Genomic DNA, 15,000 nt, shown 5'->3' with positions numbered 1-15,000 from the left:
GAAAAACTCTATTTCCCATTGACTTGCTGGCGACTTCGAAGAGAACAGCGTTCAAATCAATGACAGGAGCAGACTTCTTCCTATTTATCTAAAAAATTATAAGGATGGTGCTATTTCAATGAAATCAATTAACACAATACTTGATAGCGTATATGAGGAAATGGTCGAAATAAGAAGACATCTACATATGTATCCTGAACTTTCATTTCAAGAGGTCGAGACGCCTCGATTTATTGCAGCATTTCATCGTACGTTAGGTCATGATGTACGGGAAAGTGTTGGAGGAAGAGGTGTAGTTGCCACTTTAAAAGGCGGTAAGCCTGGTAAGACGGTAGCTCTTCGTGCTGATTTTGATGCCCTTCCAATACAAGAACAAAATGACGTTGACTACAAATCAAAAGTAGCAGGGGTGATGCATGCCTGTGGTCATGACGGTCATACAGCCACTCTTCTAGGTGTAGCAAAAGCATTAAATGCCATCAAAGAAGATGTAGAAGGTACGATTGTGTTTATTCACCAGCATGCTGAGGAAATGCAGCCTGGTGGTGCCATTAATATGATTGAGGATGGTTGTTTAGAAGGTGTTGATGTCATCTTTGGTACACACCTTTGGGCAACTGCACCACTTGGGGAAATTCTATATAAGGAAGGACCTCTAACTGCAGCAGCGGACCGCTTTGAAATGAAGATAATGGGAAGAGGCGGACACGGAGCACAGCCACATCTAACCAGGGATTCTATCGTCATTGCCTCACAGATTGTTGTCAACCTACAACATATCGTGTCTAGAAGAGTGGATCCTTTACATGAAGCGGTTGTATCCATCGGTTCTTTTGAAGCAGGAAACGCCTTTAATGTCATTGCGGATACTGTTCAATTGAAAGGAACGGTTCGCACTTTTAATAAAGAAATTCAAAAGCTAATTGAAGAAGAAATTGAGCAAATTGTAAAAGGTCTTTGCATCGCTCATAAGGCAGAATACTCACTAAATTACGTTCATGGTTATCCAGCAACGGTCAATCATAAAGCAGAAACTGAACAGCTTGCTAAATCAGCAGCCACCGTTAAGGAAGTCTCAGTTGTTCGCGAAACTGTAGCTCAAATGGGAGGAGAAGACTTTTCGTACTACCTAGAGCAAATTCCAGGCACATTCTTTTTCACAGGTGCACAATGTTCAGATCGTACAGAGACCTACCCACACCACCATCCAAAATTCGATTTTGACGAAAAAGCAATGCTCATCGCTGCCAAAACATTAACACAGGTCACATTGGATTACCTAAAAGTTCAAAACCAAATGGTAGTGGTGCAAGAAACAAGGTAGAATAACACATAAAAAACAGTGCTGTGTACGGATATAAAAAGGTGTAACATCTAATACCACCAAAAACCTGATCAGTCAGAACCATTTTAATCCATCCAGTAACTGGTTCTCATTTAAGAAAAAGTGCCTGTCACCTCCCCAATTTGTTAAATCAAAACGACCAAGACCAGGGGGGGACAGGCACCTCTTTTTAACTTTACTAACGTGTATCAAGGAAAGACGATCAGTCAAAACGTTAACAAAAAAATATTATGCGAACCGATTATATTTGCAGACAAAGTTTTATTAATTTTCTAACTTCATTGCACATTTGTTTGTTTATAGGATGCACGGATTCTATATATTCTAAAATCACATTTGCTGATTCAGGAACACGGTTGTATCCCTGTAACATATGTTCTAATTTAACTGCAAAGCGAGGGAATCTCTTCTCCAGTCTTCTTTCGTTTGCAAAAGCATCTGGATAATAGGCAACTTCCTTTTCAAGTAAGTGTAACACCTTAAGGATGCTATTAATTGCATGACCTTCAATAAACCTTAATGCGGAAAGCTTCTCTCCCCTGGCATACCTGCATAACCCTACATACAAGTTAGTCAAAGCTTCATTAATGCAAAAATCGAGAGAAACCTCATGAATGTTTGACTTCTGAACTTGGGAAGATGGAATCTTGGAATCGTCAAATGAAGATTTTTTCCACACAATACGACCTTCTGAATAGGATATATTCTCTAGTTCTTGTTCTTCAAAAACAGCGAATTCTCCATATATTCCATCTGAAAATAATATTTTAAAACCATCTCTCGAATTTTTAAAAGCATAATCAATCGGATGTGAGGCACTAATCCAATCAAGCAGTTCAAGAAATCTTGTTTTATATCCAGGTTTTACAATAACGAAAAAGTCCAAATCTGAAAATTCGTCTAAGCGATCCAATTCATTTCCTACTGAACCAAGTCCTAACAATAACAACGCTCCCTGTGTTCTCTCTAAGCTTAAACCAATCTCGTCTAACCTTCTTAACAAACGTTCTTTTCTCATCCTCTCTCTCCTCCTCTTGTTTAAAAACAAAAAAGGCTCAACCACATCAATTGACGAGGTTGAACCCAAAGGTTACATTGCCTTCATTATTCTTAAGACTATATATAATTCATCTTATTTTAACATCTTGATCTTTATAACCGGTACTCATATGTTGAACCTTATTTACTTATGATACGGTTCACCGTGGTTATTTAAGAGGCAAAAAAGGCATTGGTGAAACCTATATCCAATGCCTTTTTCTTTAAGATTTTAAAATTTTATTTTAGAATTTGACTATTAATATATTCTTCTGTAGTACTGAATAAATTTGTAAATGCTCCATTTGCATATTCAAAAGTATTATCATTTTCGTCCACCACAATTAAAATACCTTCAATCCCTAAATTTTGAATGACAATATACTTGTCTAATTCTCCATTTGCTAAGGTACGCTCTTCTTTTGTGGATTCTACGACATTTAAATAACCACTCACACCTAAACCAAATATTTCATCCGTTCCTGCTGAAATCACTCCGTATTGCTTAACAATCTCTTTATAAGATCTCGGGAAAGAAACATTTAATTCTTTTTCAGCTTGTGTAATTACGTCCTCATCTATTGGTCCCACTGTTCTAATATCAGCATTATCTAAAATATTTAATACATCCATTATTCATTACCTCTTTCTTCTAAGACTTGTGCTGCACGTTCTTTCCAATGGTCTTCACGTTCTTTTTTAAATTCTTGACGGTCTATCTCAGACTCAACAGTTTTGTCATGTAAAATGCCGTCATTCCCTGGCCCCCTATGCTCTTCAACCTTTAATTCAGCTAATGGAGAGTCTGATTTTTGACCAATATGATGTAATTCTATTGGTTTTCCATCAACCAGTGGTGGCATCCCTTGCTGCATTCTTTCTAAATTTGTCCGACCTAGAGAATCCACTGCATCATAGTCTATATCTGTACGTTGAAGTACTTCACGGCCATTTACTTCACCTTTTTCTAGATTCGCCTCTTCATAGATGGACTTTTCCTCTACTGATGCTTCATCTAATGCTTCGTCCAAGGTTTTATATTCTTTCGCGTCCTCAGTTATCTCCCATACTTTTCCTTCTTGTAATTCTCCTACAGAGCAATTATCCAACGGTAATTTCTCAATATTTGTATTCCACTTATCCTTTTCACCTGTTTCCACTTGTAATTTCTCTGTTGTTTTTGCTAGTTCAATCATTTGATTTTACCTCCACGAACGGCTTCTATCCAAGAATCATAGATTTCACGTTTATTCATGATTCCGTCTGTATGTAACAAACATTGAATGGTTGCCATTAAATATTCGTGGGATAATCCAGGAATTTGTTTTTCAATAAATTCATATAAATATCGATTTACGTCGTTAATATTGTTACCTTCCTTCACAAATTTTGATACATTTGTTTTCCCATTCAATAGCTCGTAGACTACTTTTGATAATTCACTAAACATATCTTTTTCAAATAATTTACTGCGATAGGATTCTTCATGGACTGCTCTTTGAATAGAAAGTTTCACCTTTGTTGATAGTAGCAATCCATCAGCAATTTGATTAAGGTAATCTTGCTCATCAACTTCAGCTTCACGAACACGCTTTTGTAATAAAAACTTAAGAATTCTCTTTTTCTTCTCAGCGGCATTTACAGTTTGTTTAAGAATAGATTCTTGATATAATTTTGAACTTTGGTTAAAATAATTGATTTTACATAACACTGGTTCAACCCAATCATTTTGAAACACAACAGCTACACCTTGTGGCAATTTGATAATTTCATCTAATTGCTCATCCTTCATACTAGCTGATTTTCCAATTAAACGTCGGTCCATTTCATCTGGTAGACGCATAATTATTTTCGTATTCGTGTTACGGATTGCTGACATGTCTAACGTACTCGGAGATTGATCTGCAATAATAAAGCCTTCACCAAAAGTTCTCATTTCGGCAATTGCATTCGAAAGCATCTCTACAGATTTCCCTAATACATTTGAGCTTTCACTCTGTTGTTCTGTGCTTGTACGCTTTAAAATATTATGTGCTTCTTCTAACACAGTCACATGTTTCAATGGTTCATTCATGCCATTTGCATTCGCCATTCGATATTCACTTAGACGCATCACAAGAATCCCCATAATTAACGCTTTTGTTTCTGAAGATCCGACTCTACTTAAATCAACAATAACATTTTGATCAAATAAAAGTTCATTATCTAATTCTTTTGAACAGAAGATTTGGCCGTTAATACCATTTGTTAATGATTTAATACGTGTCACTAAAGACCCAGTGTAATTTCCTTTTGTCTCCGCATCGTATGCAGATTGCTGGATGACTTCTTCTAAGCTGTTTAAAATGTCCTTAAATGTAGGAATACTATCTGAATGTTCATTTACAGAGTACTCTAAATCCCAGCCACATTGTTCATATGAATGGATGATCGCTTCTTTTAAAATAGCTGGCATTGCTGCATACATTGGCCAACAAACATTAAATATTTCAATCAATCGGTCAATATGTTCTAAGACGTGAATATCTTCAGGAAATGAAAATGGGTTGATTTTTAATAACGATGATTTATTAGGATTAGTTCCTAGTACTGTTACATCTGAATCATGTCCAAAAACATGTTTATATTCACCTTTTGCAGGCTCGATTACTAAAAACCTAATTCCCTGATTTTTTAATTGAAGCAGGATTTCATAGACCGTATTGGATTTCCCAGAACCTGTCGAACCTGTTATAAGTGTATGCATCGATAGACTTTGTAAATCAATTTTCACACGGGAATTTGTAGGCTGTCCCATATTGTAGATAGAACCTAAATTAATATTGCGCCCTTCTGTTTCACGATAAGTAACAACTTCTTGAGCAAATTCTGCATGTTCAATTACAGGGAATCCATTAATCGACTTACGAGGTAAACTCATATGGATCGCTAATTCTTTCCCACTTACTAATGAAGTTGGCAAAATTGGCCATTCAATTCCTTTATTGCTATAGGTAAATACTGGATGTATAAAATTTTTTACATAGTTTTGAATTTCATGAGTTTCTTGCTTATTCCCGGACCAACTAGAGATATGAGAAATCTCTACTCCTGTATTTTCTCCTTGCATTAAAGATTTGTAAGTAGCAGCCGCGATATCTGCCGCATATGGGGTATCAGACATAAAATATGCCGCACATTCCCACATCCCTAAACTTTCGAATTCTTGGATTCTTTCTAATTGTTGGTCAATTTTACTTAAATAACTTTGAATAGTTTTATTATGTTGTGTTAGTTGAATTGTTTCTGTATTTCCAAGTGTTGTACCTACAGCATCTGAATGACTCTCTGTAGTTGTTTGTGACACTGCTTCTGAACTACCAGTCGTTGTAGCCGAGCTAGCATTAGTTGAATTCGTGGTCCCAGCAGTTGTACTTACTGTCTCATGGGTAATGGCAGCAATTGCCCCACCAGCAAGACCTCCAAGGGCTCCTCCAATTAATGTTCCTATTCCAGGTACAACACTTCCTACAATTGCCCCAGCAACCGTTAACGCACCAGCTGCTGTTTTACCTGCAGCACTTTTACCTGTATTCTTTGAATGGCTAGTTGTTGTATTGGTAGATTCTGAAGATCCGACGGTATCCGTATTAGACTCATTTTCAGTATGAGTCGTACCTTCTGTGGTACCTTGAGTATGAGTAAATGTATTATTAGTAGATTCATTTATTCCATACGACACTTGTGTAGTTGCTAACGGCGAAAGCATCGAATAAATATTCTCATATTGTTTTCTTACTTCTATTAATTGGTTCGTATTAGTAGGATTAGCTAAAATAACTCCTGTAAAAACTTCACCCTGCATGGTTAAAGCCAATTTCTCTAAACCTTGAATGAAAGATTGGTTATTTTGCAATCCACTAGCTTTGTAATTAGCTACTCCTGTAACAATAGATACAGCGTTTGTACCGATTCCATCTAATATCTCTTCAATCTCATCTTTTAAAACATTTTCTGTTTTAATCCCCGGAAAATGTCCATTCATTGCATTTTTCAACGTATCATACGATGTTTTTGTGCTATTACTTTCATTTAGTGAGCGGATTCCCATATAAAAGTCAACTTTCGTTCCATCGCTATCTACTAAAATAAAAACAGAACTTTCTGTTACAGCCCCTGCGTTTAGCACACTGGATAATTTATACGTGGAATCCTCATCTTTAGCATAAACAATCTCATTTATTTTAAACATCCTTACCGATTTTGCTAGATTTTTTTCTAATAGACTTTGATCTAACGGGATAATATTCATCTGTTCTAATTTCGAGATGTAATTCTTAAAAACAACATCATCTACTACTTCAAAAGCCGTACTTACCTGCTCTTGGAAGGTATTGAATTTAGGTATGACAATATCTTTTTTTGCAGATTCAACTAGTAGAATTTCTGACATATTATATACATTCCTTCACTATTTTTTTACTAAATAATATGTGATTCCACCAATGACACAAGTTGCGATAATTGTAGTAGTGGCTATTTTCACAATTGCCGCATTTCTTATAACCCCGAATAAAATAGACACGGCTGCTACTCCGAGAGTCGGAATTAAAGTAGCCATTGTACTACTATCCATATTTCGTGATGAAGATTGAGACTGACCGCTTACTCTTGGATAAGTCTGATTGTGTTGTGACGGCTCTCTTGTTGGTGAAATTGCTACTTGTACTGCTTGCGTTTCTGGTGCTGCATATTGTTTTTCAACCACTATCTTATCAGCATATACAAAACGCTGAACATCTTTAATATGTGCAATGCGTTGAGAAGAGAAATTGTCGATTAAATCTACTTTTAGATCACTAGCATAGTCTTTATTCCAGCTTGATTTTCCTTCGAACGTAGTACCATCATGAACTTCAATTAAACCTGGAATACGTGAAACCGCAAAATCTAACATTTCTTGAAACTGTCGAAATGTAAGATCCATTGTTAAACTATCTTTCATCATCAATCTGACACGCGTAATATCTTGAGCCATTACTGCTTCTTTAAACTTATTTGAGAGCATAAGCTACCTCCTCAATCTCAATGATATTGTTTACTTTTCTTTCAATCTTTTCAAGCCACACTAGTTTTTGTTTCGACTCATCAATTAATAGTTGAACCGTTTCTGCATCATTTGTAAATTTTGTTAGTTCATTTAATTTCTCACGTAATAATTGGTCTACTTTTTCGAACTTTCGGTTATAATCAAACTTCAATTTTTTCAGTTCTTCTTTTGCATGTAGTTCGATAGATTTGCCAAGGTTACGTTGGTGTTCCTGAATTAACAGGCCATATTCTTCTGCAATGACATGCGCTTTAATTTTCTCGCGATTTTCGTATACATTTTCAGTTATATATTTTGGCTTCCAAAATTTAAAGAATCCAAAAAACCCCTGTCTACTAGGATTATGAACTTGTTGTTCTCCAACTTTTACACGTTCTGTGTATTTAGCTGTTTCCATGATTCGATTTTTCTCTTGAGAGAAGTCAATTTCTGAAGAAATTAACTGGAATGGCTCAAGGAAAATTTCCTCTGTTTCTAAACCGTCAATTAAACTCACAATTTTATTTTTATATTCTTCTAATAAATACAATGCTGTTTTAACTAATTTAGTATCTATTAGTTTTTCTAATTCCGTTGCTAGTTTCGCTTGTGATTGATTTGCATGGTTAGATAAGTTATTGATAAAGGTTTCCGCCTCGTGATGCGTAAATTCTTGGTTGGCTTTCCCTATTAAGAACCTATCCAATTCCTTCTGCTGTTGACGTAAGAATTTTTTCGACTCATCCTTCAATTCAGGTAAAATATCTAACACTTCAATTTTTTCTTTAAATTTCTGCGCCTCTTCACCAGAATTCAATTTATCTTCAATCATAGAAATTTGCTCACGAATTTGTGCGTGTTTTTCTGTATTCTTTGCAATGGCATTTTTCATTTCTTCAAATGCTTTAGAGCTTTCGAGCTTTTTATGGAACGTATCAACAACATTTTTAATTTTTGCAGTGCGCGCGTATTTTTCAACATACAATCTAATTGTTTCCTCAATAGCTGGGATACCTGAGTGGATTAAAGCGGTTTCTAGATTCATGATATCGCCATCATCAACTTGGGCTAAACGGTCGAAAATTTTCTTTTTCGTACTGGATGTCAACGTCGCATAATGTTCTAAGTGTAATTGTTGATTACGGTTTAGTTTACGTGCAGTCATTAAGATCTCGTCTTCTAAATCTTCATCAATTGCAGCTGGGTTTTTCATTAATTCCCTAATATCTAATGCAGGGAGTGCTGCTGCTGGAAATAGATTCGGATTATGAATATCACGATCTGCTAAGTATTTTCGAACTTTTTCTAAGGACTGTTGAACATCATCCTCGCCTTTACGGAAATTATCGATTTTATTAACGACAAATAAATAACGATCTTTTGATTGTTTTCCACCAACTTTCATACTGTTTGCTACAACGTCAAGCAATTTAGAATCATCATTAACACCTAATTGTGTCGCATTTAAAATGTATAATACCAAAGCTTTTGATGATTCATCTAAGTTTTTAAAAGTCGTTTTTAAATGGTTTTCGTTACGGGAATTATTAGGTCCTGGTGTATCAATTAAGACTAGTGACATTTCTTCAGTAGAGGTAAACGGAATGTCTCCTTCAATATGAATTGTAGAGACATTTTCATCAGCATTTAATTTTGACATATCTTCAAGTGTTACATCATTTACGCTTTTAACCTTATTTCCATTATCATCATAAGCAACTGCGAAAAAATCTGGGTCATCCGTATCTTTGATTCTAGCAATTGTTGCTGTACATGCTTCTTGACTCGATGGCATGATTTTACGTTGTAGCAAAGAATTAATTAAAGTTGATTTTCCAGCACTCATGGTTGCTACAACTGTAATTTCAAATTCGCTATTTAACGCTTTCTTAAATGCATCTTGCAAGTCTTTTGTTTTTAACTCATCAATAGGGCCATGAATAATTTCATCAAATACTTCTTCGATTGCTAACTCCATATGTGTGACTTCTTTTGCTGGAATATGGGTTAAATGAATCATAATTCCTTTTGTTTTTGCTTCTTCAACTGATTCTTGTAAATCTTCAAAGTCCATTAATGTTCCTTGAAAGGTTAAATCAAAACTGTCCTCATTACATTCCTCTTGCAACAACATTGGCAGGTCTTCTACCCACTCTTGTATACGTTTATCTCCTACATTTAGTTCACTGTTATCTGCTACTCGTTCGCCATCAATTCTAACAACAGTTTCAAGTTTATACGGATTATATTTAATAAAAATTTCTGTCATCATTATGCATCCTTTCCTACAAGTTCTGCTTCTAAATTTGCAATACCAGACTGTTTTAAAATGTTTTCTATTTCAATTAATTGAAGGTGGTGGTAATTTCCATAAGATGATAAATCCCATTCCTTCCGATTAAATTTACGTTTATAGAGGTTTAACTCATCCTCTTCTTCTTCATCCAAGGTTTGTCCTAATAATTCAATTTTAAATAAATAGGACGCATAAGCTGAAAGCGGAAAAACTTTAGGCTTTTTAAACTTAAGTCCTTTTAGTTGTTTCACCACTTGTTTAAAGCTTGTTTTGATTGAATCTTGTTCTTTACGAAACTGGTCTACTTTATTAATGATAAAAATGATTTTTGAATGATCTACATGCTCACTTATGAACTGTAAATGCTCTAAATCATCATTACTTCCCAAGTGATTTCCATTCATCACATAAAGTAAAAAATCAAACTGGTTTCTTTTAATCATTTCATGCGTAATTTGTTTATGTTCAGGGTCAACAGAAGAGTTAATTCCTGGTGTATCAATTAGTTCCCAAAGGAGATTATCTCCTATGTGATACATGCTACTCCGAATTTTAATATTCGAGTTTGCTTCGTTATGTATAATGGTCGCTACATCTTTATTTAACTCTACCTGCTTATCTGGAAAAACACAGATAACATCCGCAGCTTCTGGATCCTCCATGATTTCATAGGTTTTAGCAGTACATGATTCGTTTTTAGTTTCCATTATTTTCTTTCCAATAAGGGCATTAATTAAAGTTGATTTACCCGCACTCATGGTAGCTGTAACAATTATTCTCTTTATTAATTTTCCATCTTTCGAATTGACGTTTAAGCCTATTCTTTCCAACAGGTGATCAATTTCATTTGCTAATTTTATTGGATGTTTTGGATTGATCACAAATTCATGAACTAATCTTGGAAATTCATCAACATATTCTTTATATCTATGGATGTAAAACTTATTTCTTTTTAGTTGTGTGTACTTCTGATTAATAAACTTTGATTCATTAATTTGCTCAGAAAAAATACTAGATGCATAATTATTGATTAACTTCCTTGATTTCGTAAAATCTGATGAATATTTTTTTGCAAAATAGTATAAAATGGCTAGCCAATTTTCCTTGTAACTATTGCTTTCATCTATCAATTTAATCACCTACCTATCTTCTTTTTCTAAGCCAACCTGGTTGCTATCTTTCTTGATTATTTCGACTACTAAATTCGGATTGGGGTATTTATAAATTTGTGCTTATAGAAAGACAAATATAATTCATTTATCACTCATTTATTTTTATACTTTATTCTATTACTATTTTACTAAAGGATTTTATAGAAACATGTCACTATTTGTCGATACTTATGTACTTTTGTAGGATATTGTAATTAATATCTTTTTCAACATACAAAGACAGCCTTAAAATCTAACAAATATCATAAAAAAGAAATCCGAATTTTTATCAGTAAGAAATAGGGAATTTCATTATTTTCATTAGCAACATCATTCTGATTTCATTTCAATAAAAAATGCTTATTTATAACACTACGATTTGAAAATGAGCAAGGTTGAATTCAACATAATCTTCAGAAGTGACAGAGATATGTGAACATTAGCCGATTTCCAAAGTGTCTATTTATTATTTCAAATAATTGTATAATATACCTGGACTTAAACTGTATTTAATGTTTATGTGAGTTTTATTATTAATTTTTTTAGAAGGGCAATTATATGCTCTAAAGTAAATAGATAATAAGAAAAAGCCCTAATAGACATAATTGATCTACTAAGGCTTTCTATTTTGATATAAGAACTATTTCTAATCTAATTAAATCTATCTACCAATAATTTATTCAGTTAGTATTAATATATTTTTTTCTGTAAAAAGGACAGACTTATACAAATTATTAGGTTGTATATTGAAATCTTATCTTCTCTTCATTGTAAGCAGTTATTTCTGAAAATTATAATACGTTTTTCTACCATTCTGATATACAAATACTTTAGTTACTAATACTTGTCTTCTCTACTCATTATTCATTAGTTGGAGTCTTGAGGAATAATGAGAGACTTCGTATTAGTATTTTTTTTACTTTTCTTAATACACTGGGATCTACATCTAATTAAAACAACTAAACATCCGGTGGATTGGTTCTCAGCTTCTTAATCGTCTTAAACATTACTCATCACTCCTGGTATTCAGATTCAAGATATACTGTCACTACAACCTTATTACACTGATTTGTGTCATCAACGATATAGATTATGCCATTGTTGATTACCTTTGTTTTACTTTTACCGTCTTTAAATGTGGTAAAACTAGGTACTCCTGATTCAATTTCATTCTTTGCAAACTTTCGAGCAAAGTTGAACCCCATTGGCGTAATTCTTTCATTCATGCGTAAATGAGCATGTGAAGTTATTGTCATTTATTAACTTCCTCCTTGTTAACCTCCTCTCCCATTATTAATAATTCATTTTCAAGACTCCATAATAAATTATGACAATATTTACTTATAAATAGAACTACTTCTTGTCGTTAAATACTGACAATTTAATATTTATTTCGACACAACCTGTTAATGAAAAAGTAGGAAAAAAGCTACTTTTTCTGGATTCCTTCTCCTGTTAACATTATATGTACTTTTTTAACCAAACGTATAGATTATTAATAAAAGAACCCTTGAACCCCTCTAACAATAATTAATAAACCTTCTGTCCTTTTAGCATAATGGTAAGCATCACCGTAGTTATTTAAGAGGAAAAAAATGGACTTAAAAAAGGGAGCACAGGGTACGTCCCCATACTCCTTTTATATCCAGGCTTTACAATAACGAAAAAGTCCAAATCTGAAAATTCGTCTAAGCGATCCAATTCATTTCCTACTGAACCAAGTCCTAACAATAACAACGCTCCCTGTGTTCTCTCTAAGCTTAAACCAATTTCGTCTAACCTTCTTAACAAACGCTCTTTTCTCATCCTCTCTCCTCCTCTTGTTTAAAAACAAAAAAGGCTCAACCACATCAATTGACGAGGTTGAACCCAAAGGTTACATTGCCTTCATTATTCTTAAGACTATATACAATTCATCTTATTTTAACATCTTGATCTTTATAACCGGTACTCATATGTTGAACCTTATTTACTTATGATACGGTTCACCCCGATTTATCCTAAACCCACGATAAACCTGTTCCAATAAAATCAATTTCATCAACTGATGCGGAAATGTCATTTTTGAAAAAGACAGCGTATCATTCGCCCTCTTCATTACGTCCCCGCTCAATCCTAAAGATCCCCCAATCACAAACGCCACTTTGCTTTTCCCATAGGTCGCAAGCTTGTCCATTTCCTTCGCCAATTCTTCAGAAGAACGCTGCTTTCCTTCAATCGCCAAAGCAATGACATGGGTGTCAACGGAGATTTTCCCTAGAATCCGTTCGCCTTCTTTATTTTTCACTTGTTCCATTTCGGCATCGCTTAGTTGTTCGGGTGCTTTTTCGTCTGGAAGCTCCACGATGTCAATTTTTGCGTAGGCACTTAAACGCTTCAAGTACTCATTTATTCCTTGTTTCAGATACTTCTCTTTCAGTTTTCCAATTGTGATTATTGAGATATTCACATGTCATACCACCTTGCAAACAGTTTATCCACAAAAGTTATCCACATATCAACAATTTCTATCCACATTTAGTGGGCGAATATTAGTTCCCCACCATATATATTGCAGCTTCTTTACAAAATTCACAGGTTGTTGATAACTTCTCTTCTTCCGGTAACATCTCTAGAATTGGTGCCTCTTCGTGTTCATCTATGTACATTTCCATTGCTAATTCAATATGCTCTAAACAGCATTTCATTTTATCCACAATCCTTTCCATTCCTTCATTAACTTCACTAGAATACCATTTATCCACATGTTAGAAAACAGAAAGAGGAGAGATTTTTATTATCCCTCCCCTTTTCTCCTATTCGCCGGTTGTATCTTCTGTTAAATTTACAGTGGTTGTTTTCTGTTCCTGCCCTCGATAAAATGTTACGTCCATTTCATCGCCGACTTGTTTTTCGTTATAAAGATGTTTACGCAACTCAATCACATCCCGAACCTGCTCGCCATCTAACTCCACGATTACATCGTATTCCTGCAACCCTGCAAGGGCTGCCGGAGACCCTGGTGCCACTCCAGTAATGTATACGCCTGCACTGACCTCTTTCGGAAGCTTCAGTGTCTGTTGCCAGTGATAGCTGGATACATCGGACAATGAACCAATGCTGACCCCAAAGTAAGGACGTTTAACTTGTCCGTATTGCTCGAGGTCTTTAATAATTGGTATCGCCGAGTTAACCGGAATGGCCAGGCCGATTCCTTCCACCGCAGACTGTGCAATTTTCATCGAGTTGATGCCAATGACTTTTCCCTGGATATTAATCAAAGCTCCTCCGCTGTTCCCCGGGTTGATGGCTGCATCCGTCTGCATAACGTCCGCATGCCAGTCAGGTGTGCCGTCTCTGTTTACATCCACCGGAATGCTTCTGTCTGTTCCGGAGATGATTCCTTGTGTAACAGAACCAGAAAATTGCAGCCCAAGTGGATTCCCAATGGCTATAACAGGTTCGCCTGTGCGGACGCTGTCGGAGTTGCCGAAGTCTGCCACCTTTGTGACCATTTCATCTGCCATAGACAACACGGCAAGATCTGTGAGCGGGTCTTCTCCAAGTACCTCTGCCGGTACCCTTGTCCCATCAATTAAGCTCAGCTCCACCTGCGTTGCCCCTTCAATGACATGATAGTTCGTTACCACATAGGCTCTTCCGTTTTCTTTTTTATAAATAACACCAGACCCTGTTCCTGCTTCGCCTTCTTCGTCTGTTTCCGCTTCTGTATCGTTCCAAAAGGAGGCATTTTGCAGGTTGATGACACCGACGACTGCTTCTGCGACATTATCCACCGCTTCTGTAACACCTGATGTTACATTAACAGAGACGTTTCGAATTTCCGCTGCTGTCCCGCCGGATTCAGGTTGTTCTGGGAGCTGTTCTCGTTGTTCAAGCGCTTGACGGTCACTTCTCTCTGGCATCACGCGTCCTGTTAGTCCTGGGAACGCTACAACTAGTAATAAAATACCAAGAGACAATGCTACCATTCCAGGGAGAATATACTTCCCTCTGTTTCCTTTTTGTTTGGAGTGATCCGATGGACCTTGTTTGTCGTAATATCCCATGTTGTCCTTCCTTTCTTTCACGTCACAACCAACGTTTGTCTGCTGGATCGTGT

13 protein-coding genes are annotated in these 15,000 nt (G+C 35.6%); 1 reads left to right on the top strand and 12 read right to left on the bottom strand.

All coding sequences use genetic code 11. The annotated features are described in order from the left end of the window. Positions 1 to 118 precede the first annotated feature (118 nt). Positions 119 to 1,324, top strand: a complete 1,206-nt coding sequence (locus tag AAV98_RS11290; RefSeq protein ID WP_060665669.1) for a M20 family metallopeptidase — start codon at positions 119 to 121, stop codon at positions 1,322 to 1,324. A 262-nt stretch (positions 1,325 to 1,586) separates the two neighbouring features. On the opposite strand, the gene AAV98_RS11285 is transcribed toward AAV98_RS11290, so the two are convergent. From AAV98_RS11285 to AAV98_RS11230, 12 genes are all read right to left on the bottom strand, one after another. Then, positions 1,587 to 2,363: a hypothetical protein gene (locus AAV98_RS11285; protein WP_060665668.1), complete on the bottom strand. Its 777-nt coding sequence runs from the start codon at positions 2,361 to 2,363 to the stop codon at positions 1,587 to 1,589. A gap of 260 nt (positions 2,364 to 2,623) precedes the next feature. Then, entirely contained in the window at positions 2,624 to 3,016 is a 393-nt protein-coding gene (locus AAV98_RS11280; RefSeq protein WP_060665667.1) for an SMI1/KNR4 family protein, read from the bottom strand. Next, complete coding sequence (locus AAV98_RS11275) at positions 3,016 to 3,579, bottom strand: HNH/ENDO VII family nuclease (RefSeq protein WP_060665666.1); 564 nt, start codon at positions 3,577 to 3,579, stop codon at positions 3,016 to 3,018. Before AAV98_RS11275 ends, AAV98_RS11280 begins: the two co-directional genes overlap by 1 nt. Further along, on the bottom strand, positions 3,576 to 6,815 hold the full coding sequence (locus AAV98_RS11270; RefSeq protein WP_060665665.1) for an ATP-binding protein: 3,240 nt from the start codon (positions 6,813 to 6,815) through the stop codon (positions 3,576 to 3,578). The genes AAV98_RS11275 and AAV98_RS11270 overlap by 4 nt, the downstream gene beginning before the upstream one ends. A gap of 18 nt (positions 6,816 to 6,833) precedes the next feature. Then, positions 6,834 to 7,430 (bottom strand): hypothetical protein, encoded by a 597-nt coding sequence (locus AAV98_RS11265; protein WP_060665664.1) that lies wholly within the window; start codon positions 7,428 to 7,430, stop codon positions 6,834 to 6,836. Further along, positions 7,417 to 9,723: a dynamin family protein gene (locus AAV98_RS11260; protein ID WP_082380872.1), complete on the bottom strand. Its 2,307-nt coding sequence runs from the start codon at positions 9,721 to 9,723 to the stop codon at positions 7,417 to 7,419. The genes AAV98_RS11265 and AAV98_RS11260 overlap by 14 nt, the downstream gene beginning before the upstream one ends. Next, positions 9,723 to 10,886, bottom strand: coding sequence for a dynamin family protein (locus AAV98_RS11255; protein WP_060665662.1), 1,164 nt, complete (start codon positions 10,884 to 10,886; stop codon positions 9,723 to 9,725). The genes AAV98_RS11260 and AAV98_RS11255 overlap by 1 nt, the downstream gene beginning before the upstream one ends. A gap of 1,025 nt (positions 10,887 to 11,911) precedes the next feature. Next, positions 11,912 to 12,154 carry a hypothetical protein gene (locus tag AAV98_RS11250; protein ID WP_060665661.1) on the bottom strand — a complete coding sequence of 81 codons (243 nt, stop codon included), beginning with the start codon at positions 12,152 to 12,154 and terminating at the stop codon, positions 11,912 to 11,914. Positions 12,155 to 12,479: 325 nt separating this feature from the next. Beyond that, on the bottom strand, positions 12,480 to 12,704 hold the full coding sequence (locus AAV98_RS11245) for a hypothetical protein (protein WP_060665660.1): 225 nt from the start codon (positions 12,702 to 12,704) through the stop codon (positions 12,480 to 12,482). Between the two features lie 163 nt (positions 12,705 to 12,867). Beyond that, positions 12,868 to 13,347, bottom strand: a complete 480-nt coding sequence (gene rlmH / locus AAV98_RS11240; RefSeq protein ID WP_060665659.1) for a 23S rRNA (pseudouridine(1915)-N(3))-methyltransferase RlmH — start codon at positions 13,345 to 13,347, stop codon at positions 12,868 to 12,870. 82 nt (positions 13,348 to 13,429) lie between these two features. Beyond that, positions 13,430 to 13,585, bottom strand: coding sequence for a CxxH/CxxC protein (locus tag AAV98_RS11235; RefSeq protein WP_065240321.1), 156 nt, complete (start codon positions 13,583 to 13,585; stop codon positions 13,430 to 13,432). A gap of 108 nt (positions 13,586 to 13,693) precedes the next feature. Beyond that, on the bottom strand, positions 13,694 to 14,947 hold the full coding sequence (locus AAV98_RS11230; protein ID WP_060665657.1) for a S1C family serine protease: 1,254 nt from the start codon (positions 14,945 to 14,947) through the stop codon (positions 13,694 to 13,696). Positions 14,948 to 15,000: the final 53 nt, after the last annotated feature.

This window comes from Bacillus sp. CHD6a (assembly GCF_001293645.1).
In the GTDB taxonomy this organism is placed as follows: Bacteria; Bacillota; Bacilli; order Bacillales; family Bacillaceae_I; genus Sutcliffiella_A.
This window is presented reverse-complemented; position numbering and strand designations above follow the sequence as displayed.